The organism is Tenericutes bacterium MZ-XQ, assembly GCA_002838205.1.
Taxonomy (GTDB): Bacteria; Bacillota_I; Bacilli_A; order Acholeplasmatales; family Acholeplasmataceae; genus Mariniplasma.
Genome location: CP017950.1, coordinates 34,634 through 58,506, shown reverse-complemented (window position 1 = coordinate 58,506; position 23,873 = coordinate 34,634). Strand labels below are relative to the sequence as shown.

Genomic DNA, 23,873 nt, shown 5'->3' with positions numbered 1-23,873 from the left:
GACTAAATTACTTTTTAACTTTTTTTATCGATGGGTGACTTTCTAGAATTTGCTTGATACCATGTGGCATCGCAAACGCGATTTTTGCAATTTCACCTTCGACAGAAACGACAACACCTCTACCAAACACTTGATGTTCAACATGATCACCAGTCTTCAGAATATGACTTTCACGATCATATATAATCGTTGGTTTACTTTCTGGAGCTGATAATCTAGATTCTTTAATAAATCTCGAAGGATATCCTAATCTGATTTGACCATAAACCATGCGTCTTTCTGAATGCGTCATATAAAGTTTTTCTTTTGCTCTTGTAATGCCTACATAAGCGACACGGCGCTCTTCTTCAAGCTCATAGGTACTCATGAGTGCCCTGTCAGATGGAAATATACCATCTTCTAAAACAACCATAAATACTGCCTTAAACTCTAATCCTTTAACTTGATGATAAGTCGCAAGTTTTACATGATCTTCTTCATCTACATCTTGGTCTTGATCTGTATAAAGTGCGATTTGATCAAGTTGCTGATTTAGCTTTTCATAAAAAGTACCTTCGTAATAGACATCGCCTCTTGTAAATACTGATTGCAGTTCTTTTAAGTTATCTATTCGATCTTCTGATATTTCAGTATCTTCAGCTTTTAGCATCGCCATATATCCTGTTTTTTCCATAAGGATGGGCATAATTTGATATAAATCTTCCATGCCATCAAATGCTTCTTTCGTTTCAATAATCATCTTTTTAAACTCAAGAAGAGATGACTTAGCCTGTGGTCTTAAATCAACATAATCAATCGCATCAAACATAGAAATGCCCAAAGATTGAGCTTTTTCTTCTAAGACTTGTATGCTTTTAAGACCTATAGATCTTTTCGGTACATTGACTATTCTTTTAAAATAAAAATCCTGATTAAAATCATTGATGAGCCTTATATAAGCAAGCGCATCTTTGATCTCTTTTCTCTCGTAAAAGGAAATACCTCCATAAATAATATATGGAATACCTTCTTTAATCATCGCATCTTCAAACAATCTTGATAATGCATTGTTTCGATATAAAATCGCAATGTCATCATAGGAATAGCCTTGTTGTCTAAGTTTATTAATCTCGTTTATGACATAAAACGTTTCCTGATAATCAGATTGTGCTGTGTGGTAGATGATTGGATTACCTAAACCTAAATCAGACTCAAGGTTTTTCTGTGAAGGACGATTAAAATTGTTTGCAATAAGTTTGTTTGCAGCTTGAAGAATGTAGTTTGTTGATCGATAATTCTTATCTAATATAACTTCCTCAGCATTAAAATCTTTCATAAAATATTTACTATTGTTGTAGTTAGCACCTCTAAATCCATAAATGGATTGATCAGGATCACCTACAACAAAAACATTTTTATGAAGAGCTCCTAAGATCTTTAAAATCTTATATTGTATGAGGTCGGTATCTTGAAACTCGTCTACTAAAACATGCTCAAATGCTGTTTGGTATTTCGCTTGAATGTGCGGATAACTATCAAGGAGTTCGTGTGTATATATTAAAAGATCATCAAAATCAACCAATTGATTTTCTCTTAAATAGGTCTGATATCCTTTATATATTTTTTCCTCATCTGATCGTTCAAACTCTTCCATGCGTTCACATTTAAAAAGTGAAATCAATCCTTTGAGTGCCTTAACAGAAAACATCTTTATATCAAAGCCTAATGACTTAATGACATCACTAACGATTTTTCTTCCATCTTCTTCATCTATAACAGTGAATGACGGTTTATATCCATATGGGAGTTCTTGAATATGTCTTCTTAAGATTTGAAGTCCAAATGCGTGAAATGTATATAACCATACATTCATTGCATGAGGACCAGTCATATCGATGACTCTCTGTTTCATTTCTCGTGCTGCTTTATTGGTGAATGTGACTGCCAAAATTCTTTTTGGATCGACACCTTCCATGATTAAATATGCTATTCTTGCTGTTAATGTTCTTGTCTTTCCTGTCCCTGCTCCTGCAACAACAAAAAGCGGTCCACTCGGGTGGATCACCGCTTTTAATTGAGATTCATTTAGGGTTGCTAGCCAGTTCATGGCTCACCAACTTTCTATTTATAACTGCTCTTTAACGGAACAATTTCATTGAATATAAGATTTCCAGATGTAGAATCATCATCAACATTGAAATATCCGTTTCTTACAAATTGATATCTATCTTGCGGTTTTGTATCTTTTAAAGCTGCTTCTACATAGCCTTTTTTAATATGCCATGAATTGTCGTTAAAACGTTCTAAAAGCGGCAATGAAGTATCTTCGTTAATCAGTGGTTCAAAGAAGTTAAACGTCGCAGGAACTGCTTTAGTTGCTTCTACGAAATGAATCGTTCCATTTGGTTTTCTTTCGTTAAATCCAGAACCAGATTTTGTTTCTTGATCATATGTCGCTAGCACTTCAACAATTTCACCTTGCTCATTATATTTCACATCGTAGGCTTTAATGAAATATGCATGAAACAATCTCACTTCAACATTTAATGCTAGTCTTTTATATTTTTTATTTGGTTTCTCTAAAACAAAGTCATCTTGTTCAATATAGATATGTCTTGAAAAAGGGATATGTCTTCTGCCCATGTCTTCATGATCCGGATGATATTCAACATCTAAGTACTCGATTTCATTTTCTGGATAGTTTGTTATAGTCACTTTAAGTGGATGGATGACAGCCATTGCCCGATAGGCTTTATCTTGAAGATCATCTCTAACTGTTGCTTCTAACATATCCGTAGATACAGTTGAATTAACTTTTGATAGTCCAGTTGATATAATAAATCTCTTGATAGCATCTGGTGTGTAGCCGCGACGGCGCATACCAGCAATGGTTGGCATTCTTGGATCATCCCAACCGATAACTCTTCCATCTTCAACAATCGCTCTTAAGAATCTCTTGCTGAGTACTGTATTTTCAATATTCAAACGACCAAATTCGATTTGTCTTGGAATTTTCGGCATTTCAGTTTCTTTAACAAACCAGTCATAAAGTGGACGATGATCTTCAAACTCTAGCGAACATAATGAGTGTGTAATACCTTCAATCGCATCTTCTAATGGATGTGCATAATCATACATTGGATATATACACCATTTATCTTTTGTATTATGATGATGTGCATAAACAATACGATAAATGACAGGATCTCTCATGTTCATGTTTGGAGATGCCATATCAATTTTAGCTCTTAAGACACATTCGCCTTCTTTAAATTTGCCGTTTTTCATATCATCGAAAAGTTTTAAATTTTCTTCAATTGAACGGTTTCGATAAGGGGACTCGATACCAGGTGTATTGACATCGCCTCTTGTCTTTTGAATTTCTTCTGGGGTTTGATGATCGACATAAGCTAATCCTTTTTTGATTAAAAGAATTGCTCTATCATACATTTCATCGAAATAGTCAGATGCATAAAAAATATTTTTAGGCTCGTAACCCAACCATCTAATATCTTTAATGATTGCTTGCACATAAGAATCATCTTCTTTTACAGGATTCGTATCGTCAAAACGAAGATTTGTATACCCGCCAAAGGCAATAGCACTCTCAAAATCGATCACGATTGCTCTTGCGTGTCCGATGTGTAGTTGTCCATTTGGTTCTGGTGGAAATCTTGTGACGATTTCGTCATGTTTTTTATTTGCTAAATCTGTTTCAATTATGGTTTTAATAAAATTTGAATGATTTTCCATATTAACTCACCTCAAGTCCTCTTTATTATATGATAATATCATATAAATCTCAAGTTATAATTGTTTATTTTTTCTTGGTTTCATAGCTATAAAATGAAGACTAATTAAATCTTAAAGTTACTTTCTGAGATTCATATCTTTAAAGATCTCTAAAATAGAACAAAAGTAATTTTAAAATTACTCCTTTAAAACGATTCTTACCCAAATAGGTAAGTCCGTTTAGGCGTGTTCCAACCTCTAAACCCTGTCCCTAAGGCATCAGGCTTACATTTTCTAATCATATTTAATGAGGCATTTAAATCTGCATTAATTAAAATGCCTTTTTTACTTTCATAAAGTCCTCTTTTGATTCTTCTACCAGAAAACTCTTTTTGATTAAATGCATCTTGATCAATAAAAGATGCGACTGACGTGTAAGACTCGTTCATTACTTGATATGAGATATCGTTAGCTTCTGCTAAAGATATGATTCTATCTCTTAATCGTGCGATTGGGATTGATTTAAACCACTGATTATTTTTCTTACTTGTTTTCGCATCTTTAAACCCTTCATTATATCCGATGATGATTTCTTTTACATGTTCTTTTTTAGCATGTTCAATAATCAATTTAGCTGCTTTATATATCCCATAAGACATTTGATGGTTTCTTTTTTCCATCAATGAAATCATTCTTTTTGTAAGTACATGTTGGTTTTCTCTTAAAGAAGCTAGCTTTGATATACGTTTCCAATATCTTTGATTCATACTTTTTAATCTCAACCCGTCGACTAATAGATGATGCCCACTCGTTACTGCACACATGGCTAAGTTATTATATCCAAAGTCAATCCCCATCACTTCTTTTTTAGTGTTATGCTCATTGGTTACATCATCATCTTCATAAACATGTATCACTTCGATGTACTTGCCATCATATTTTTCTTTGATGGTGATTTCTTTAATTCGTTTGTTTGATATACATTTAGGTGTGTCTATCTTTAATGATAATGTTTCAATTTCTAATAATGATAATGCATGTTTGGATAACTGTTTGGATATATCTTCAAAGTCTTTAGATATCTTTTTAATAAAATGTCCTCTAGGCAGTATATACTCATGATCATTTGGTTTATAGACCATTCGATCAACAAGTGAGAAAAAGCCATCTTTTTTTAAGTATCTAGGTAGTTTTACTTTTTTACTTTTCTTTGATCTCATCGATCCAAAAAAAGCTTTCATGGCTTCATCAACTTTTTTTATAACTGACTGTCCCAACGATGTTGATAAGGTTCTATAATGGATGCTATCTTTTAATAATTTGTAATTATCAACATAGCTTAAATATGTTCCATATTCAAAATAATGTTGTCTAACATGATACAAGGCTTGATTGTATAAATGCTTGGCTTCATGCATTAGAAAAAGTAAGAATTTTTTCTCATTTTGACTTAAATATAACTTCGTTTTTATGGCTTTATAGCTCATATAAGCGCCCCCCTTTCTTCAAATGTTTTCTACACTTCTATTTTACCATTTTTATAAATATGATAAAAGATTTAAATAGAAATTCCTATTAAATAAAAAAGTCTAATCAACATTGACTAGACTTTGTTCATTTTCAAATGATATCTTATGGTACAAGTCCTAAAATATCTTCAAGTGAATATTCGCTATTTTGGAACTCTTCTTGTAAAGCATCATAAACAGCTTGTTGATCTTCTTCACTTAACCCTTCAAAAGTTTCCATAAAGTCTTCAACTGCCTGTTCTGGATCACCTTGTGGGTCAGTTATACTATTTAATACGTCATCAATGGCATCGTTAACTTCAGCTGGGACTTCAGGATTATCACTGATACCACCTAATACACCTTCGATAGCATCTTGAATGTCTCCAAGTGGAATTGAATCGCTTAATACAACATACATTCTAAGTTTGCTGTTTGTGACTTCAACGCTTTCAATAGACATACCAGCTTGATTCATTTGTTGATCAAAATTTTGAATAACTATGTTTCCATCAACGATTAAGTTGGTGTCTCCTAGTAAAGTCACTATATTGGGAAGATGCTCATTGGTTACTGAAACTTCACCAGCTGTTAACTCATTTAAAGTAATGACTAAATCACTACCTGAAATTGTAGGAGTTGCATCAATTTTAATAATTGTTTGAAATTGATGAGTTGGCTCTGCAATCGATGATATATTGAGTGGAATATTGACTACAAACTCAGTATCCGTCATACTCACATATGGGACATAGGCTTTCATCACATAATTTTCAAACATGACTACTTCTTGTAGTACACCAGGAGATACTTGTTGATCTTTTAGCATATAGTCTAATACTTTATTTAAAGTTAACTCACCAAATTCGATATACGGGTTTGTTGTTGTAGATAATGTTGACAAAATAAGTGAAGTTGCTTTAGATTCAAGCATTGCTGTTAAATCCGCTTCAGTCATTATTCTATCTGCTGCATCAAGTTCAAATGGAGGTGTTGCATCTTTAGTTTTACCTAAAGCTAGAGATGCATCAAAACTACCATCAGTAAATCCAATTTCGAATAATTCATTTTCATCTACAAACGCCATGAGTGAATTAATTAATGCCGCTTGTTGTGGATCATCTTGAAACTGTGAATCAACGAGCGTTTGAACTTCAACCCTAATTTCCCTAGTTGTTGGATTAAATGTCGCAACACCATTTAATTGATCATTGATCGTTTCTTCTAAATCATTTCCAGTGATTTGAGTAACTGCCCAATCTGCAGCACCAAATGCCCAAGCGAGCGGTAAATTCCCTATGGTTAACTTATCTAAAGTTAAAACAATCTCTTCTGTATCAGCTTCTAATTTGAAGGTGATTAATAATCTTGTTTTATATGTGAAGTTTGCAACAAATATATGAATACCTGATTCAATTTCTACAATATCTTCATCAAAATTAACCCAAGTTCCTTGGTATCCATACATATCTTCTTTTAAAACATAGTTTTTTTCATCATCAGTAGCGTTCTCATCTAAAAATTTAGAATTCATCGATAAGAATGTTTCTTTTAACAATAGGTTAGCTTCTTTTTGTGCAACCCCTAAAGTAATCACCGATTCACTATCATTATTTTCTAAAAATGCATCCATCTCTTCTGTAATCATATCAGCTAATACAACAGTGTCTCCATCTGAAGTGAAATCTTCAACGGGTATTTCAACACTTTTATATAGTATGGCTAATGTAATTAATGGTATGGCTACAATCGATAATATCGGTAAAACAATGACTTTAAATAAAAACTTCATACTCTCACCTCTTTGTTTGTCTATATATTATTACATTTAACTTAAAAACACAATATCGTTGCTTTATATTCTACACTATAGAGATTTTTTGTTAATATTTACAATATTTTGAAGAAAATCAGGTACTTCATGCTGCTTAAAGAATGTATCATATCTAATAGATATCAAATCATTTGGGTTCGGTTTATGTGAGTCTTTTTCCATGAGATGCAGGGGGTAATTCACATATGGACTAAGTTCTGATATTTCTTGATGGTAGAGTTTTTCTACGATTACAGAGAAGACCAATTGATGATAAAATATTTGATTTAATGGTTTTGAGAAAATCAGTTTGTTTATGTTTTCATTTTGTGATAGTTCGATGATTTTTTGATATGATTGCCGAAATAAAAAGCGATGGACATTCACGTAAACCATACCTATATTATAATAAGGCCAAATGGATTCTTTTGAGATTTTGGTTTTTACTGTATGACTCATAGATTTAAGTTCTAGATATTCTATAGTTTTTAACCATAGGTCTGACATTTTTTGATTTTCATTTATGCCTATATTTTTAATATCTACAGGGTTTAGACAAATCGCTGCTTTCTCTTTACAGATATCTTTCATTGGTTTTAAAAAAATGGTATCTATATCAATCCATAAATAAGGTGCAAAAACATGTGATTCGAATATCGAGGCAGCTTGTAGTTTATCTACAAAATACAAAGTGTTATGTTCGAAAATATCTGCATATATCATTTGGCAGCCATCTAAATGAATTTCATCTTTAGTTATAGCATAGATTTTTGAATGCTTTATATGTCTCTGGATAGATGAAATGAGCAGTTTAGCTTTTTCAACTTCTTCTATGTTTTTAATATAAAACCCAATATTCATATACTTATCCCTTCACACTTCATATGATAATTTATTATACCATCTTTTATATTTAGAAAAAATATGATAGAGTTACATTAAAACATAAGGATGTGATACCTGTATGAGAAAAGCAGTTGTATATTATTCTAAAACAGGCAACACTGAAATGGTTGCCAAAAGATTTATTGGTTTTGATATGTTGAAGATTATGGCTGAATCTGATAATCCAAACATTAGTGATCCAAAACTGATTTACGCTCCAGAACTTGATGCTTATGATTACATTGTTTTTGCATCTCCCGTTCATGGATTTCAATTGAGCAGAGTAATGGTTGCTTATTTGAATCAAGTTCAAAATCTTGAAGGTAAGCTCATAGATATATATATTACTCACTTCTTTCCATTTGCTTGGATGGGTGGAAATCAAACATTAAAACAGATGAAAAAAGTAATTAAGTCTCGTGGTGGAGAAGTAAGATATAAAACATCTATCAATTGGTCTAGAGGAAATAAAGAACAAGTCATTAAAGAAATGATCGATTTATATCATAACTAATACAGCAATGCTGTTAGCATTATCACATCTTTCAGGATAGACTTAACACAAAAGGAGACTAAAACATGGTTATTCCAACTCTGATTTATTTTGCATTGCCTATACTCATTGGCATATTACTCATGAAAAAAATGAACTCTTATAAAAACTATCATTTTTTTCATCAATTTGCCTTTTTATGTTTCATCATGGTTTCATTATTTTTAGATTTTGAGATTACTTCTAACTGGAACTTTGATGACTATTTACTTATGTTATTTCTTCCCCTACTTATATCTTACCTTGCTGGACTAGTATACTTGTATGTGAAAAACAAAAAGTAAAATAAAAAAGGGACTCCTGATGACATGATTACATATAATCATTAATCGTCCCTTCTAATAAGTTAGTATAGTATCGCTTACTCTACTTCAAGAAGAAATAAAGTAAGTCTTTTTATGCATAGGTTAATCCATATCCGTAAGGAAACTCTACCAAGTCTTCATCATAATCATTTCGGTTACTATTATATCCAACATACGCAATCGATTTTGGCCATGTATATGCTAATTTACCTACAAAATCATAATCACCGAAAATGACATCTGCTATACCCAGTCCACCTTCACTGCCTGGTAACCAAGCTGCTATAAAACTATCAAAGTATTGTAAGTAATTTTCTAATAAAAGCGGTCTTCCACTAACCAAAATCCCCACAACATTTTTACCTTCTTCATGCGCTTGTTGTGCAACAAACAGTGCGTTAACATTAGAAGCATCCGCTTTTCCACCAGTTAGCGTTAATACTTGATTATCTCCTGCACCTTCTGAATAAGGTACTTCAGATAATACAACCACAACTGTATTTGCATCATTCATATTGTTGACTAGATGTCCACCTTCTGTGGCTAAAACATGAGACACGGCATCCTTTATTGATGTTCCTACTCCGATATCAGCATTCATGTTTCCTTGCCAAAATGTTGTCCATCCACCGGACATATAGCCTACATGATCACTAGCAGCACCTGTTAGATAAATGTTTTCATTTTTATCTAATGGTAAAGAATTATTCTCATTTTTAAGTAGTACTAGACTTTTTCTAACAGCTTCTCTTGCTAGATTTCGATGTTCTTCACTATATAAGACAGACGTTTCCTCTCTTATAAATGGATCATCAAATAAACCTCTTTCAAGTTTAACCTTGATAATTCTTGAAACTGCATCATTAATTCTATCCATGGAAATTATGTTTGCATTTACATTGTATTTAATTGCGTTGATTGCATCTCTCCATGTATATGGTTCCATAAGCATATCTATACCTGCATTGATGCTTTTTGCAACTTGTTCTTCGTAAGATCCACTTAATTGTTGAATTGCATTCCAATCACTAACGACAAACCCTTCAAATCCTAACTCATCTTTTAAAATATCTTGAATCCAATATCTTTGTTCATGCATTTTAACACCCAAAATACTACTATACGAGATCATAACTGTATCCACACCAGCTTCAATAGCTTCTATGTATGGTAGAAGGTGTGTATCTCTAAGTTGTTGTTCAGTTAAATTCACATCTCCTTGATCGATACCATTGATGGTTGCTCCATCCGCAAGATAATGTTTGGCTGTTGCACTTACACCATGTTCTTCATATCCTTTAATTGCACTTTGTGTAAGTGATTCAAAAATTTCAGGGTTTTCACTATAACCTTCATAACTTCTGCCCCATCCAATGTTTTGAACGATGCTTAATGCAGGTGCAAAATTCCAGGGGATTCCTGTTGTTAATAATTCGCGCGCAGTCGCTTTTGATATATTGTAAACCAAATCAGGATCATTTGCCGCGCCAAGACCTATGTTGTGTGGAAAAATAGTTGCACCGTATAAATTGTTATGCCCGTGAATTGCATCAGTTCCATAAATTAAAGGAATGTTGGCACCGCTGTTTACGGCAGCATACTGATAGTCATAAACCATTTGATACCATACATCAGCACTATCATTAAACTGATTAGGATGACTACCACCCCCACTTAAAATAGAACCTATGTAATAAGTACTAACATCACTTGGAGTTACACTTGAGCGCTCAGCTTGAATCATTTGTCCAATTTTTTCATCTAAACTCATATCAAAAAGGATTTCCGTAACTTGTTCTTCAATCGTTGGTTCGTTTGGTAATTGATCACATGTTTCACCATTCGGATCAATATCGCATGGATCTGTTGGTGTTTGATCTGTATTTTCACAACCCACCAGAAATACTATAATTAATAAAGTGATTAGTAATTTTTTCATAGCGACCTCTTTTCTTTTCTTCCTCCTCATTATAACATAATGAGCTTTTGACCCCTCTTATAAAAAAGAAAAGTCCACGACGCATCGTGAACTCATTTAATCTTCCATCATTTCAAAAGGAATCGTTGAAACACCACCTAATAAATAATTCGGATGTGCCCCTTCTTTTAAAAACTTAAAGTATGCAGCAACACCAATCATTGCGGCATTATCTGTACAGTACTCAGAACTTGGAATAAGGATTTCTAAGTGATTAATATGTTTATTCAAAGCTTCCCTTAACCCTTTATTTGCTGCAACCCCACCAGCTACGATGAGTTGCTTTACATCATAAGATTCTATAGCCTTTTTGGTTTTGGCAACTAAGACATCAATCACAGATGCTTGAAAAGACGCACACATATCATTTGTTCTAATTTCATTTCCTCTTTGCGTTTCGTTATGCACTAAGTTAATCACAGCACTCTTTAATCCTGAGAAACTAAAATTAAATCCGTGTTGTTCCATATACGGTCTAGGTAGGTCATATGTATCTTTTCCTAGCTTTGAAAGCGTATCAATGACTGGTCCACCAGGATAAGGAAGCCCTAAGGTTCTTCCTACTTTATCATATGCCTCACCAACTGCATCATCTAAAGTTGTACCTAGCATTTTGATATCCATGTGATCTTTGATATACAAAAGTTCTGTATGCCCGCCACTTACAAGTAATGCAAGTGCTGGAAACTTTATTTCATGTTCAATATTTGATGCATATATATGACCAATCAAATGATTAACACCAATAATCTTTTTGCCATGTGCAAATGCAAATGCAGTTGCAGCATTAATACCAACCAATAAACTTCCAATTAAACCTGGTCCTTCAGTAACCGCAACTAAATCGATATCTTCAATAGATAGTTTTGAGTCTTTAATTGCTTGTTCAAAAACTCTTGTCATATGAACCACATGATTTCTAGATGCGATTTCAGGGACAACGCCACCAAAAACTTGATGAATATCAATTTGTGATAAAACAATGTGACTTAAAACTTCTTTGCCATCTTTAACGACCGCAACACTGGTTTCATCACAACTGCTTTCAACTGCTAATATGTTCACACACTCACCTCTTTTACTAAAACGAATCCGTCTTCATTTTCATAATATTTTTTTCTAATATGAGACAGTTTAAATCCCATTTTTTCATAAACATGTTGAGCCTTTTTATTACTTTTTCTGACTTCAAGAGTAATCGTTTTAACATGTTTTTTTTCTAACTCATTCAAACAATATGTTAGTAATTGAGTCCCATAACCTTCATCTTGATGATCTGAGTTTACAACAAAATTCATCATTTCTGCTTGATCGTCATAAACTCTAAACCCAATATAGCCTATCACTGTTTTATTCAGTTCATAGACATAATAAAAACTAAAAGGATTATCCTTTAACTCTTGAAGCAAAAACTTTTCTCCAAGAGTTGTTTTAAATGCACTTTTTTCTAACCTAACCATGTGAAATATGTCGTTAGGTATCGCTTTTCTGATCATGTTTACTCTCAGCTTCAGTCTTTCTTAAATAATTTGGTACTAAATCATGAATGTTTTCTACTAAAACACTTTTTTCAATAATGTATTTGGGTGATACTAAAAAACTTCTATCATCAATAAAAACGGTTTTTGCAGATCTATAGATATCGTTGCTTGCTAAATCTTTTAAATCTCTATAACCATCTTCTAGTAATATATTTTTTTGATCATGAACCATTGAAAAAACAAACCCTCGTCTAGCATCAATCAATGCAGCTACTCTTTCTTCATAACCAGATGTCATGAAAAATAAGCTACTCACTGTTCTTAAAGGAATATTTTTCGTCCACGCCAACATCTTACCAACCATCACTGCAATCCTTAATCCTGTATAACTACCTGGTCCAATACCAATAATGATTTCATCTAAGTGATCTAGTGTTACTCGATTTCTTCTTAAGACTTGATCGATGCGATCAACTAAATATTTAGCATGATCTCTTTTAGCAATACGTATACTAAAATCAGTTAACATATAATCTTTTGTAAATCCAACAAACATAACGTTTGTAGAAACATCAAACATTAATCTTCTTTTCATACGTATTCCACCGCTCTTCTACATGGATAACCAACACACTCAAGCGTGAACTCTCTCATATGGTCTCCAGTTTTTCTTATTCTGATGATTAAGTAATCGGATGGTAATAAATCCTCAACTTGAAATGGCCATTCAACAACAACGAGTCCTTGTCCATCGATGTATTCTTCTAAATCAAAGTCAGAACCAACATCAGTTAACCTATATAAATCTAAGTGATACAAAGTATGTTTTCTATCTTTAGATATATATTTCTTTAAAATGGTAAAAGTAGGACTGTTAACGACTTGGTCGATGCCTAAGCCCTTAGCAATCCCTTGAGTTAATGTGGTCTTCCCTGAACCCAAATCTCCATCTAGTAAGATAACAACATGAGGTTCATCTTTTAGTAATAGACCTATTTCATATCCTAAATTTTGTGTTTCTTCTGCTGAATTTGAATATTTTTTCTTCATATAACTCCTATTTTAAGATGTGTTCGTACCCTTTTTTACCTAATAATGCAAACATATTTTTCTTATAGTCTTCAACACCTGGTTGGTTGAATGGATTTACATCAATCAAATACGCGCTCATTGCGCAAGCTTTTTCAAAGAAATAAACAAGATATCCAAATGTATAACTATCAAAAGATGGGATAGATAATAACATATTTGGTACCAATCCATCCTTATGAGCCATCATGGTACCTTTTAAAGCTTGTTTATTCACATATGATAATGTTTTACCTGCTAAATAATTGAGCTGGTCTAAATCATCATTTGTCTCTGGAATGATTGTATCATCATTTGTATTTTCTACTTGGATGACTGTTTCAAATAAATGACGTTCGCCATCTTGAATGTATTGCCCAAGAGAATGGAGGTCAGTAGAAAAACCAGCGCTTGCTACAAATAAGCCCTTATGATCTTTTCCTTCTGATTCACCATATAATTGTTTCCACCATTCATTTAAGAAAAGTAGGTTTGGTTCATAGCCAACAAGCATTTCAATTTTATAGCCTTGTTTATATAATAAATAACGTGTTACAGCGTATAAATAAGCTTCGTTTTCTTCTAATTTAGGATTCGAAAATCTTATCTCTGCATCTTTTGCGCCTTTAAGCATCGATTTAACATCTAAACCGTCTGCAGCGAGTGGCAATAACCCAACAGGTGTAAGTACACTAAATCTTCCACCAACATCATCAGGAATAATAAACATTTCATATCCTTCAGCTTTACTTAATGTATATAAAGCACCTCTTTGTTTATCAGTAGTTGCGTAAATTCTTGTTTTAGCTTCTGCTTCTCCCACTTTTTCAATGAGTAAATCTTTTAATACTCTAAACGCAATCGCAGGTTCTGTAGTTGTTCCTGATTTTGAAATCACATTGATACTAAATGATTTATCTTTTAAGTAATTGGTTAAATGTTTTAAATAACTTCCTGACATATGATGTCCTGCAAAAACGATTTCTAGGGTCTTTTCTTCAAATGGAACTTTTAAAAACTCAAGGCCAGCTTTAGCACCTAAATAAGATCCACCAATACCGATGACGACTAAAACTTCACTTGTTTCTCTAATGCGTTCTGCAGCTTCTAAAACGCGTTTGAACTCATCCTTATCGTAATTTGAAGGGAGGTCTAACCACCCTAAAAATTCATTTCCTAAACCTGTTTTGTTGTGAATCATTTTATGAATCTCATTAACTTTTTCTTGTAATTGTTCTGGTTGCTCGCTCAAAAATGAGCGTGCATCATTAAGCACGATATCTACATGTGCCATATATAACACCTCTATTTCTTTGTTTTTTCTATCCAAAACGGTAACGCTTTGTATAGTGATTGGAATCCGATTGTAATTTTTACCATTTTTTGTATTCTTGGATGAATAGGATTAGCCTTTTTATAACTGAGTTTTAAACGTTTTTGCTCATTATCGATTTCTAAAACTGATGCTTCAATTTCATCTCCAACACACAACATGTCTTCTATGGATTGTACATATTGATCAGATATTTCAGAGATATGAATTAAACCAACATAATCATCGTATGAAACAAATACTCCGTAAGGCTGTATGCCTGTGATTTTACAGACGATAACATCATTTATTTTCATATCAAAAACCTCGTTGTCATTATATCATATTTCATATTTTTTTTAATCATTACGCAAAAATATTCATTATGGAAGTGTTTTTATATTATGTGTTCATAAATGAAATGATTTCTGTGATGATGGTGTCTTGTTGTGTCTTTGCGCTGATAGTCGCTTGTCCATCACCCTTTTGCTCTCCGTACCATCCAAATTGAGCGTGATTTCCTCCAGCTATTGTTATATTTCTATAGTTTTCTGGAAGATATGCATGATTATCTTCGATTTTTGATTCATCTAGAATCAGATCATTTTCTGCAGTGATTACTAAAACCTTTTTATTACTTACATCTTGTATTGGATAACTGGCAAGAAATACGACATGAGATACTAATGTATTTGTGCTACTAATCATCGATCCAACAGTGCCGCCTAAAGAATGTCCGATCACAACATTATCAATAGAACTTGATAGAAATCTATCAAAATAATTTGGCGTTAAAATTGCTAAATTAAATAGTGGTTTTACAATCGTAACATCATGACTATTCATTGCTAATAAAGTTGCTAGATATTCGTAACTTTCTGGTTCAACTTTTCCACCAGGAATAATTAATATATGTTTTGTTGGTTGATTGACTTTGTATTTAATTTCATCGAAATCTTCTATTCTTTCATACGGAGAAACCATATCTTCTATCGTTTGATACATTTCTTCTAATGGATCATATGAGTCCATTGAGTAAATCCATAAGCCTATAAAAACAACAATGAAAATTGCTGCCCCTATTAATACTATTTTTTTCAATATATTGACTAATTTTCTCATATGCTCACCTAAAGAAATAGACTCATCTTGAGTCTACTCTTCATAAGATAAATAAATACCTAATCCACCAAGACCAACATGCGCTGATATGACGGGTGAAATAATCCCCGTTAACTTAACATGGACTTTTTCACCTAATTGAAAGAGCTCATGTTCAAGTTCTTTAGCTTCTGTAGCTCTATCTACATAAGCAATTCTAACAACGACATCTTTACCAAATTCTAACATCGTTTCAACTTGTTTTTTTAAATAAAGAATAACGTTATTGAAACTTCTTACTTTATGCTCTACATCTAAAATGCCACGTTTGAATCTTAAAATTGGTTTGATTTTTAAGATGTTACCAATAAAAGCTGACATTTTACCTAGTCTTCCGTTTAGATGCAGCGTTTGTAAATTATCAACAGTAAATATGAGCGAACCTTGATCTTTTAATTGGTCTAAATAACTTACTGCTTCACTAGCTGTATGACCTTCATTTAAATATGCAACTATTTTTTCAGCTAAATATCCTGAACCATTGATTGTAGATTCAGTATCTACAACAACCACTTTTGGATGTTCGAGTATCGTTTTAGCTAAATTCGCACTATTGATTGTTCCACTTAATGTTTTGGATAAAGTTAAACAAAGTACTTCATCATATGTCTCTAACTGTTTTTCATATGCAGCTTTAAACAAATCTGGTGAAGGTTGCGATGTCTTAACTTGTTTTTTGTCTTGCATCGCTTTGACAACAATCTCAGGATCTATCTTCCCATCAACATATTCCTGGTTATCAATCATCACCTTTAAAGGAACTACAATAATATTTTCTGTTTTTACGAATTTTTCTTCTAATCCAAATGTAGAGTCAACTACCAATCCAACTTTTCTCATTACATCATCTCCGTTTTTAATTAGTTTAATGAAAAAGACGGTCAAAAGACCGCCTATATGTTAATCAACAGTAACAACTGCAATAATTCCAGGCACATTTTCTAATAACATAGTTTCAATACCTTGTTTTAATGTGACATCAAGTGCGACACACCCATCGCATGCACCCATCATTTTTACATATACAATGCCATCTTCAACGTTTATGATTTCAATGTCTCCACCATCACGCTGTAAGTACGGTCTTACTTTATGAATTAATTCGTGAACTTGTTTTGTTGTTTCATCCATATTTTTCACCTCTTTTTACACTATAAGTATATAACAATAAGTTTTAACTTTCAAATGATATATTAATCATTATTTTTTATGCGTTTTAAAATATAGTATCCACAATTAAAATTACAAGATTCGCTTAAATAATCCGGTATTCTTTTAAACCCATTTGGACTTTTAGGATCTGAATTAAATCCTTTAATTCTAAGTTTTTCAGAAGACATATCTCCTACAAGATACGTATATCTATCAAATGCAACATCCACATATTTTTCTATGAACAATTGTAGATCAAAAGCTTCTCTATAGTCTTTGATTAACTCGAAATTCCCAAAATCTGTTTCTATAATCATAAATTACCCCTTCTTTAAAAGTACTACTGACTCAGCTGCCATTGCTTTTTCTTGCCCAATGGCATCCATTTTTTCATATGTAGTTGCTTTAATGCTTATGTCTTTCATATCTATATCAATCGTTTTTGATATGTTAGTTCTCATGTGCTCAATATACGGTGCTAACTTAGGTTTTTGTGCATAAATAGTTGCATCTATATTGTTTACTTTATATCCCATGCTCTTCATTTTTTGATAAACCTGTTTTAATATATCCATCGATGACATGTCTTTATAAGTTTCATCGGTATCTGGGAAATGTTTTCCAAGATCACCTAACGCAAGTGCACCCAATATGGATTCAGCAATTGCATGTAATAATACATCTGCATCGCTATGTCCATCAAGTCCTTTTTCATGCTCGATCTCGATGCCACCAAGGATGAGTTTTCTACCCGTTTTCAATTGATGAAGATCAAAACTATGACCAACTCGCATATCTGCTTCACCTTCTAATAATATTTTTGTTTGTTCAAAATCAATTGGATATGTTAATTTAGGATTTGGTTCATCATTCATAATCACATGGACATTCATATCTGGATAAAACGCTTGATATAAGCTAATGTCATCATCAAATGCTTCTTCATTTCTAATATAAGCATATCTTATTTTCTCTGTTAAAAACGCTTGTGGTGTTTGCGTCATAATATGTTTTTGACGATCCACTGTTTTTAACGTATTTTTTTCATAATATTTTAAAGCTGATATCACTGGTTCACATAAAACTACTGCATCATGCATTTGCAAAGCTTTCTCAACCTCTGTGATTGCTTTGGTTGTAATCAAAGGTCTAGCTGCATCGTGGATGAATACATAAGGTGTGGTTACTTCTTTGAGTCCTTTTTGAACACTCTCACTTCTTGTTTTTCCGCCAATGACAACTTTGACTGTAGGATCCACATAATCCATGATTTCGCTAAGATCCCCCTTTGATACGACTAAACAAATGTGATAGCCTAAGGATTGGAATGCTTCAATACTGTACATGAAAATGGGTTTATTATTTATTTTGTATAAAATCTTTGATTCTTTGAGTTGCGATCTGCTGCCTGTACCAGCAGCAACTATTAATGCTGTATTCATAAAGACCCCTTTAGGTAATCATCTAATTTTTGATCAAATGATGAAACATCAATGTGATCTAATTCTTGAAAATCATAGATGACTCCAAGTGTATGTTTAACATTATGGTTTAAAATAAATCGATCGTAAAAACCTTTGCCATAACCTATTCTATCTTTTTCTTTAGAAATTGCAAGTGCTGGAACGATAACTAAGTCATAGTCACCCTCATGTTTATCTTCTTGAATGCTAGGTTCCATCACACCAAAAGCACTTTTATGAAATACCATAAACTTATGATATGGATAAAAGTCCATTTGCTCACCATGAACTCTAGGGAATAGGAATGTTTTATCATCCTTTAATAAATCTAATAATCCGATTTCGCCTTTCATCGGATAAAATATTGTAACTGTTTGGGCTTCATTGTAATAAGGATGATTTCTAATTTGATTTAACAAATCCTGATCTCTTTGCTTCTTTTCTTTAGGTGTTTGCTTTAATCTTAAATCTATCATGAGTCTTCTAATCTCATCTTTTGTCATGAAACAATGTCCTTATAATAACAGCCATGAGACGAGAATTGTGGGTTTAAAGATATTTTTAAAGCTTGGTATGCTGCTTGATACAATTGGTGTTCATCATGTGCATCACTACCACCTATGGCAATACCTGAGAACACTTCAAGTGTTTCGGATATAGACCCATATTGCATGTTAAGATTTAAGAATGTTGGATTCGACTTAATGCCATTAGAAAGAACTTCCATTTTTCTTGGGTCAGTAATTGTCATCGCAAACTCTATTCCGGTGATTCTAAACAAATCACCAGATTCAGAAATAAACGATGACTTCATTTTTTTGATGTATTCGGCCATGAGCATATTCCCAACTTCTCTACCGTGATCTTCATTAATCTTTGGGATATTTTGAAGTCTAAAGACGACGAGTTGGAAATATCTATTATCATTAAAGAGTTGATGCATGTGTGCAATAAACTCATTTTTATCTTTAAGTAAATCAAGAACATCGATATGACTAGATTGAAAATGTTTGGTTTGCATCGGATTGAGTGTACCCATGATGATTGCACTATGTGTATCTTCAAACAAACGCTTCCCTTTTTCTCTAAACCAAACATAACGCCCATTGACTTTGATTCTATATGATGTCTGGTATTGAGTTTTATTGATTGTTAAATCGCCTAATATAGCCAAATACTTCTTTAAATCTTCAGCTTCAATTAATCTTCTAAAATCTGTCAAGTCTAGTAAATTGCTTGGAAGGTTTAGAGTTTTAACTAAACTGTCAGATGCCCAAATGGTGCGCTCATCAAGATCAATATAAAACAAGCCTTCTTCACTTAGTTCTAGCGTTGCAATAAACTTATGTCTAATGCTTTCTAATTCAGTATTTCTTTCGTTAAGTTCTTTTTCAACAGCTAATAAATCAAAATCTGTCTTCTTTTCGCCAACACATATTCTACCTTTGTATTTACCAAGAGAGAACACGGGCTGCATGACTAAGTGTAATAAAACCGGTTGTCCCGATTCATTTAAAAACTGTAATTCTTGAACTTCTTGATCGTTAGGCTTAGCAGTTTCTCTATAGTTTAAATAGAAGTTTTCAAGTTGTCTATTATTAATATCTAATCCATTAAGTTTTGTAAATCTGATGGTTTTATTAAAAATCGAAAATAGTTTTTTACCTATTAAATCTTCTTTATCCATACCAAGTTCCTGAAGTAAACTTTGAGAAATATCTTTTATTCTTTCTTTTTTATCAACGACATAATATGCATTCCATCTACTGTTTTTAATTGACTTAACAAACAACTGATAGTGATTTGCCTTTAGAGTTGAAGTCTTAAATGCAAAATATAAAACCACTAAGAATATAAAGTAGATGTAAAAGTTATAGACAATATAGATTTCTTCATAAAGTTGGTTTTCTAAAATGATTGAATGATATACAACAAAAACCATCACTGTGATGGTGATGTTTAAAAACGAAATGATTAATCTGTTTTTTAATACCTTCTCACTTTGAATACTTTGCATAATGACAAGCACTAAGGTGAAAATAGATATAATGAGTGGATAAATTGGGTGTTGCAATAACATATTAAATACCGCCTGAATACATAAATAAAACAATCAATACCGCAATTGCTAGCGATACGAATGCGTATAATACTTTATGTCTATTAAAATACTTACTAACATTTTCAGATATACTTCTTCTTGAGATGACTTTAAATGGTTCGATAAAAAATTCTAATATTTTTTTCATTTGAACCTCCTACTTCATGAACATATTGAGGTATTCTAATAGTTTTTCGCGATCATTCATTTTAAGCAAAATACCCTCAATTGCTACTGATATATTTCCAGTTTCCTCTGATACTAATATCGTTAAACTATCTGTGATTTCACTGATTCCTAAACCTGCGCGATGTCTTGAACCCATTGTTTTATCGTAATTTTGATTATCTGATAAAACAAAATATGCACCTGCACATAAGATTTGGTCTCCCCTAACAATAACTGCTCCATCATGAAGTGGTGTGTTCGGTGTGAAAATATTAATTAACACCTCTTTAGAAACATCACTGTTCATCATAATAGCTCGTTCAGCATATTGGTCTAAAGTGTTATGTTTTTCAATTGTAATGAGAGCTCCAATTTTTTGAGAGGCTAAAACCATGACAGCATCAATGATGTGTTGTTTTGTTCTTTCAGAACCCATCTCAAAATCTTCTCTAACACGCTCATTTTTCCACACAATTTCAAGTGCTCTTCTGATATCCGGGGCCATCACAATGATGATAATCACTGGAACCCATTCAACCACATAAAGTAGAAGTGTTGAGCTAGCCATGATTTCACCTAAATTTGTTAAATAATAAATGATATAGACAAAAAGAACCGATAGAGAAATACTAAATATTTTTTTATTGTTAATTAAAAATTTTAATAGGAAATATACTAAAATCCATACAATGTAAACATCGATGACAAATTTCCATATGGGTTGGCCAAAAATCATTGTATCAGCTCCTTTTTTGTTAACTTCATTATAACACAATTATCATTGTGTTTACATCTTGAAATATTTAAACCGTTGATGAAAAAAGCTAATGATATAAAAGATGAAATCATACCATTAGCTTTATACTTTAATTTATAAAAATGCTTGAATACGTTGTGGTAGTCCCTCAATATCTTTTAGTGATATGCTACATAGAGCTATTCTTATTCCTTTTTCCATTGGAACTACATAAATACCAGCTTTTGCAAGTTTTTCATAAACATCCATTGGATGATCAGTTAAAACGATAACATAAAACCCTGATGTAAACGGATATGTTTTAAGTCCGATTGCTTTTGCTTGTGAGATAAAAGACTCACTTCTTTTTTGAACAATTTCTTTAATCTTTGTTAAATCTTTAGAAAAAACATCGTAGTTTTCTTTTATAGAGAAATGGTTTAGTAACTCAATTGATATAGTTGGTGTAGCTGACCAGGATCCTCTTGCTTCATTAACAAATCTAGGTCTGAAATGATCAATATGTTTTTTGTTTTTGCTTAATCCGATTGCGGCACCTAATCTTAATCCGTAGACACCAAAAGTTTTTGAACCGCTAAACGCTAAAACGGTCATAACATGTTCTTTCAAAGTAAGTAATTCTAGCATCTTGATACGATTGTCTTCTTCACTTGTGTATTCTAAATAAGCAACATCATATAAGAAAACAATGTCATTTTGATCATACTTGTTTAATATGTCAATCACTCGTTTAAATTCATAATGAGTTAGGGTATAACCCGTTGGATTGTGACATGGATCATTGACGATGACAATCACTTGTTTTTGCATATTGCAAAGTCTTCCTAATGATTCATCAAAACTTTCTAGATCAAAACCATCATCTTTAAACATGTTGTGTTCGAATAATCTAACATGTGCTCTGTCTGCAAATCTGTCATATTGCCATCTAATGTTAGACACAAAAATATAATCATTTGGTTTTGCATAAACAGAAAATGTAGATGCGATTGCTCCACTGCCTCCCGGTGTCGCACATGCATCAACAAACATTTCTTTACGGATCCGTTCTTCGTATTTACCAAAAGCCCACGAAATGACGTTGTCCTTAAAAACTTTTCCCCCATCAACTGCTGGATAAGGCATAACACTCATATCCGGTAGTTCTCTTAATGCTTTAGATACTGCGGGCATACCACTGATTTTTCTCTCTTCATCAAAAAACATACCGATAGATGCGTTGATTACACTTGGGTCTTTTTTTTCTGACGTTTGGTGCATAGTGTTGTTATTTTTCATAATAATCACTACTCACTGATTCTAGTACATCCGTAATTCCAGGATCACTTTGGAAATTTCTATAAGTGATTCTCTTTTTTATCTTTTTAACTCTTCTGTATAAATCATCAATCATAGAATTCCTGCTTTCAATAATTTGACGACTGTTAATGTGTTTTGATTTAGGCGTATGATTATATCTATAAACGAAAAAATTCATGTAATGTTGTAGATTTTTTAGACGATATCCTGCGTGCTTGAATAAGTATCTTTTTATATTGCTATGTAATGAATCTACTAAAAGTGTATTGTATTTTCCATCACATTCTCTGCGTGCATCATAATTAGGGACACTAAATTGACGCATAAATTGTTTCTGTATTACCGATCCATCATGGATAAATTTAGTCACTTCTCCAATGTTTTTTGTACATAAATCAATAAACTTTTTTGGTGAAGCGTTTCCTCTTGATGACACTTTAGCTATAGTTATTCCTTCTAAACTTATCAAAGTAATCACGCAAAGATGATTAAATGAAATCCCTCTAATCCCCTTACCATCACGTCTAACCAGTTTATATCTTTTATCACTTATTCTGACGAAAGTCTCATCTACTAGAATAGTTCCATTCAAAAATACCTCATCTTGGTAATCTCTTAAAGATTCGAAGATAAGGTATCGATAATATAAAGCTGTCTTTATATCAATGCTTAGGTTTCTTGCGATTACTTCTAAAGTTACATCATCAATCATAAATCCAATAAATCTTTTGAAGATGTAATCACTATTATTTAAGTAACTTGTTGTAGATTCGTCTTGTATAAAAGTTCCCATACAAGATTTACACTTAAATCTCGGTTTACCATTCTTAGTACGACCATGCTTGATTGTAGAATTAACTGTACCACAAAGTGAACATATTTTGAACTTGGGCATAATACTCCTTAGACCACAAAAGCGAGTATTTCACCCAACTAAGGAAAGTCGCCAAACAAACCAGGGTAAAATACTCGCTTTTGCGGTTCCTTAGTTTATTTGTTTGGCACGTTCATTATAACATTTTAGTTTTGGAAAATTCCACTCAAAATAAAAAGTTTAATATTCGCCCTTGTTAATGATTTATCAGAAAAATTTAACAACACTATGCACCAAACGTCAGCTTTTTTTTGATGCTCTAAAGCGTCTCTAGATATTTGTAA

Annotated in this window: 24 protein-coding genes; 2 read left to right on the top strand and 22 right to left on the bottom strand. The window is 32.6% G+C overall.

The window, feature by feature from the left end:
• Window positions 1-7: 7 nt before the first annotated feature.
• From BK011_00270 to BK011_00250, 5 genes are all read right to left on the bottom strand, one after another.
• A complete protein-coding gene (locus tag BK011_00270) occupies window positions 8-2,086 on the bottom strand; it encodes a hypothetical protein (GenBank protein AUD64202.1) in 2,079 nt (692 codons plus the stop codon).
• Between the two features lie 14 nt (window positions 2,087-2,100).
• Window positions 2,101-3,732 carry a glutamine--tRNA ligase gene (locus BK011_00265; protein ID AUD64201.1) on the bottom strand — a complete coding sequence of 544 codons (1,632 nt, stop codon included), beginning with the start codon at window positions 3,730-3,732 and terminating at the stop codon, window positions 2,101-2,103.
• Between the two features lie 197 nt (window positions 3,733-3,929).
• Window positions 3,930-5,198 carry a hypothetical protein gene (locus BK011_00260; protein AUD64200.1) on the bottom strand — a complete coding sequence of 423 codons (1,269 nt, stop codon included), beginning with the start codon at window positions 5,196-5,198 and terminating at the stop codon, window positions 3,930-3,932.
• A 145-nt stretch (window positions 5,199-5,343) separates the two neighbouring features.
• Window positions 5,344-7,011: a hypothetical protein gene (locus tag BK011_00255; GenBank protein AUD64199.1), complete on the bottom strand. Its 1,668-nt coding sequence runs from the start codon at window positions 7,009-7,011 to the stop codon at window positions 5,344-5,346.
• A gap of 75 nt (window positions 7,012-7,086) precedes the next feature.
• Window positions 7,087-7,893, bottom strand: a complete 807-nt coding sequence (locus BK011_00250; GenBank protein AUD64198.1) for a hypothetical protein — start codon at window positions 7,891-7,893, stop codon at window positions 7,087-7,089.
• A gap of 103 nt (window positions 7,894-7,996) precedes the next feature.
• Between BK011_00250 and BK011_00245 the strand changes: the two genes are divergently transcribed.
• On the top strand, window positions 7,997-8,431 hold the full coding sequence (locus tag BK011_00245) for a hypothetical protein (protein AUD64197.1): 435 nt from the start codon (window positions 7,997-7,999) through the stop codon (window positions 8,429-8,431).
• Between the two features lie 65 nt (window positions 8,432-8,496).
• Window positions 8,497-8,754 (top strand): hypothetical protein, encoded by a 258-nt coding sequence (locus BK011_00240; protein AUD64196.1) that lies wholly within the window; start codon window positions 8,497-8,499, stop codon window positions 8,752-8,754.
• 112 nt (window positions 8,755-8,866) lie between these two features.
• Here the strand turns inward: BK011_00240 and BK011_00235 are convergent, their stop codons facing one another.
• The 17 genes from BK011_00235 to BK011_00155 all read right to left on the bottom strand — a co-directional run bounded on the left by BK011_00235 (window position 8,867) and on the right by BK011_00155 (window position 23,610).
• Window positions 8,867-10,714 carry a hypothetical protein gene (locus tag BK011_00235; protein AUD64195.1) on the bottom strand — a complete coding sequence of 616 codons (1,848 nt, stop codon included), beginning with the start codon at window positions 10,712-10,714 and terminating at the stop codon, window positions 8,867-8,869.
• Window positions 10,715-10,810: 96 nt separating this feature from the next.
• Window positions 10,811-11,818, bottom strand: coding sequence for a tRNA (adenosine(37)-N6)-threonylcarbamoyltransferase complex transferase subunit TsaD (locus BK011_00230; GenBank protein ID AUD64194.1), 1,008 nt, complete (start codon window positions 11,816-11,818; stop codon window positions 10,811-10,813).
• On the bottom strand, window positions 11,815-12,249 hold the full coding sequence (locus BK011_00225) for a ribosomal-protein-alanine N-acetyltransferase (GenBank protein ID AUD64193.1): 435 nt from the start codon (window positions 12,247-12,249) through the stop codon (window positions 11,815-11,817). Before BK011_00225 ends, BK011_00230 begins: the two co-directional genes overlap by 4 nt.
• The gene (locus tag BK011_00220; GenBank protein AUD64192.1) at window positions 12,227-12,829 is read right to left on the bottom strand and encodes a tRNA (adenosine(37)-N6)-threonylcarbamoyltransferase complex dimerization subunit type 1 TsaB; all 603 of its coding nucleotides are present in this window, start codon (window positions 12,827-12,829) and stop codon (window positions 12,227-12,229) included. The genes BK011_00225 and BK011_00220 overlap by 23 nt, the downstream gene beginning before the upstream one ends.
• Window positions 12,826-13,284, bottom strand: coding sequence for a tRNA (adenosine(37)-N6)-threonylcarbamoyltransferase complex ATPase subunit type 1 TsaE (locus BK011_00215; GenBank protein AUD64191.1), 459 nt, complete (start codon window positions 13,282-13,284; stop codon window positions 12,826-12,828). The genes BK011_00220 and BK011_00215 overlap by 4 nt, the downstream gene beginning before the upstream one ends.
• Window positions 13,285-13,291: 7 nt before the next feature.
• A complete protein-coding gene (locus BK011_00210; protein AUD64190.1) occupies window positions 13,292-14,596 on the bottom strand; it encodes a glucose-6-phosphate isomerase in 1,305 nt (434 codons plus the stop codon).
• Between the two features lie 11 nt (window positions 14,597-14,607).
• The gene (locus BK011_00205) at window positions 14,608-14,931 is read right to left on the bottom strand and encodes a hypothetical protein (protein AUD64189.1); all 324 of its coding nucleotides are present in this window, start codon (window positions 14,929-14,931) and stop codon (window positions 14,608-14,610) included.
• Between the two features lie 85 nt (window positions 14,932-15,016).
• Window positions 15,017-15,736, bottom strand: coding sequence for a hypothetical protein (locus BK011_00200; GenBank protein ID AUD64188.1), 720 nt, complete (start codon window positions 15,734-15,736; stop codon window positions 15,017-15,019).
• 33 nt (window positions 15,737-15,769) lie between these two features.
• The gene (locus tag BK011_00195) at window positions 15,770-16,615 is read right to left on the bottom strand and encodes a hypothetical protein (GenBank protein ID AUD64187.1); all 846 of its coding nucleotides are present in this window, start codon (window positions 16,613-16,615) and stop codon (window positions 15,770-15,772) included.
• Window positions 16,616-16,675: 60 nt separating this feature from the next.
• Window positions 16,676-16,906, bottom strand: a complete 231-nt coding sequence (locus BK011_00190; protein ID AUD64186.1) for a hypothetical protein — start codon at window positions 16,904-16,906, stop codon at window positions 16,676-16,678.
• Between the two features lie 62 nt (window positions 16,907-16,968).
• Complete coding sequence (locus tag BK011_00185; protein ID AUD64185.1) at window positions 16,969-17,244, bottom strand: hypothetical protein; 276 nt, start codon at window positions 17,242-17,244, stop codon at window positions 16,969-16,971.
• A 3-nt stretch (window positions 17,245-17,247) separates the two neighbouring features.
• The gene (locus BK011_00180; protein ID AUD64184.1) at window positions 17,248-18,369 is read right to left on the bottom strand and encodes a 2-C-methyl-D-erythritol 2,4-cyclodiphosphate synthase; all 1,122 of its coding nucleotides are present in this window, start codon (window positions 18,367-18,369) and stop codon (window positions 17,248-17,250) included.
• On the bottom strand, window positions 18,366-18,893 hold the full coding sequence (locus BK011_00175) for a 5-formyltetrahydrofolate cyclo-ligase (protein AUD64183.1): 528 nt from the start codon (window positions 18,891-18,893) through the stop codon (window positions 18,366-18,368). Before BK011_00175 ends, BK011_00180 begins: the two co-directional genes overlap by 4 nt.
• Window positions 18,890-20,470 carry a hypothetical protein gene (locus tag BK011_00170; protein AUD64182.1) on the bottom strand — a complete coding sequence of 527 codons (1,581 nt, stop codon included), beginning with the start codon at window positions 20,468-20,470 and terminating at the stop codon, window positions 18,890-18,892. Before BK011_00170 ends, BK011_00175 begins: the two co-directional genes overlap by 4 nt.
• Window positions 20,471-20,648: 178 nt before the next feature.
• Complete coding sequence (locus BK011_00165; GenBank protein ID AUD64181.1) at window positions 20,649-21,395, bottom strand: TIGR00159 family protein; 747 nt, start codon at window positions 21,393-21,395, stop codon at window positions 20,649-20,651.
• Between the two features lie 135 nt (window positions 21,396-21,530).
• Complete coding sequence (locus BK011_00160) at window positions 21,531-22,694, bottom strand: hypothetical protein (GenBank protein AUD64180.1); 1,164 nt, start codon at window positions 22,692-22,694, stop codon at window positions 21,531-21,533.
• Window positions 22,684-23,610: a hypothetical protein gene (locus BK011_00155; protein ID AUD64179.1), complete on the bottom strand. Its 927-nt coding sequence runs from the start codon at window positions 23,608-23,610 to the stop codon at window positions 22,684-22,686. Before BK011_00155 ends, BK011_00160 begins: the two co-directional genes overlap by 11 nt.
• Between the last annotated feature and the right edge of the window lie 263 nt (window positions 23,611-23,873).

What these genes read in the sequence shown, in the direction of transcription:
- BK011_00260 (AUD64200.1), bottom strand. Translation starts at nt 5,198, where the DNA reads ATGAGCTATAAAGCCATAAAAACGAAGTTATATTTAAGTCAAAATGAG.
- BK011_00210 (AUD64190.1), bottom strand. Translation starts at nt 14,596, where the DNA reads ATGGCACATGTAGATATCGTGCTTAATGATGCACGCTCATTTTTGAGC.
- BK011_00220 (AUD64192.1), bottom strand. Translation starts at nt 12,829, where the DNA reads ATGAAAAGAAGATTAATGTTTGATGTTTCTACAAACGTTATGTTTGTT.
- BK011_00180 (AUD64184.1), bottom strand. Translation starts at nt 18,369, where the DNA reads ATGAATACAGCATTAATAGTTGCTGCTGGTACAGGCAGCAGATCGCAA.
- BK011_00255 (AUD64199.1), bottom strand. Translation starts at nt 7,011, where the DNA reads ATGAAGTTTTTATTTAAAGTCATTGTTTTACCGATATTATCGATTGTA.
- BK011_00170 (AUD64182.1), bottom strand. Translation starts at nt 20,470, where the DNA reads ATGTTATTGCAACACCCAATTTATCCACTCATTATATCTATTTTCACC.
- BK011_00195 (AUD64187.1), bottom strand. Translation starts at nt 16,615, where the DNA reads ATGAGAAAAGTTGGATTGGTAGTTGACTCTACATTTGGATTAGAAGAA.
- BK011_00190 (AUD64186.1), bottom strand. Translation starts at nt 16,906, where the DNA reads ATGGATGAAACAACAAAACAAGTTCACGAATTAATTCATAAAGTAAGA.
- BK011_00265 (AUD64201.1), bottom strand. Translation starts at nt 3,732, where the DNA reads ATGGAAAATCATTCAAATTTTATTAAAACCATAATTGAAACAGATTTA.
- BK011_00245 (AUD64197.1), top strand. Translation starts at nt 7,997, where the DNA reads ATGAGAAAAGCAGTTGTATATTATTCTAAAACAGGCAACACTGAAATG.
- BK011_00200 (AUD64188.1), bottom strand. Translation starts at nt 15,736, where the DNA reads ATGAGAAAATTAGTCAATATATTGAAAAAAATAGTATTAATAGGGGCA.
- BK011_00185 (AUD64185.1), bottom strand. Translation starts at nt 17,244, where the DNA reads ATGATTATAGAAACAGATTTTGGGAATTTCGAGTTAATCAAAGACTAT.
- BK011_00205 (AUD64189.1), bottom strand. Translation starts at nt 14,931, where the DNA reads ATGAAAATAAATGATGTTATCGTCTGTAAAATCACAGGCATACAGCCT.
- BK011_00215 (AUD64191.1), bottom strand. Translation starts at nt 13,284, where the DNA reads ATGAAGAAAAAATATTCAAATTCAGCAGAAGAAACACAAAATTTAGGA.
- BK011_00160 (AUD64180.1), bottom strand. Translation starts at nt 22,694, where the DNA reads ATGAAAAATAACAACACTATGCACCAAACGTCAGAAAAAAAAGACCCA.
- BK011_00240 (AUD64196.1), top strand. Translation starts at nt 8,497, where the DNA reads ATGGTTATTCCAACTCTGATTTATTTTGCATTGCCTATACTCATTGGC.
- BK011_00270 (AUD64202.1), bottom strand. Translation starts at nt 2,086, where the DNA reads ATGAACTGGCTAGCAACCCTAAATGAATCTCAATTAAAAGCGGTGATC.
- BK011_00155 (AUD64179.1), bottom strand. Translation starts at nt 23,610, where the DNA reads ATGCCCAAGTTCAAAATATGTTCACTTTGTGGTACAGTTAATTCTACA.
- BK011_00235 (AUD64195.1), bottom strand. Translation starts at nt 10,714, where the DNA reads ATGAAAAAATTACTAATCACTTTATTAATTATAGTATTTCTGGTGGGT.
- BK011_00225 (AUD64193.1), bottom strand. Translation starts at nt 12,249, where the DNA reads ATGATCAGAAAAGCGATACCTAACGACATATTTCACATGGTTAGGTTA.
- BK011_00250 (AUD64198.1), bottom strand. Translation starts at nt 7,893, where the DNA reads ATGAATATTGGGTTTTATATTAAAAACATAGAAGAAGTTGAAAAAGCT.
- BK011_00175 (AUD64183.1), bottom strand. Translation starts at nt 18,893, where the DNA reads ATGACAAAAGATGAGATTAGAAGACTCATGATAGATTTAAGATTAAAG.
- BK011_00165 (AUD64181.1), bottom strand. Translation starts at nt 21,395, where the DNA reads ATGATTTTTGGCCAACCCATATGGAAATTTGTCATCGATGTTTACATT.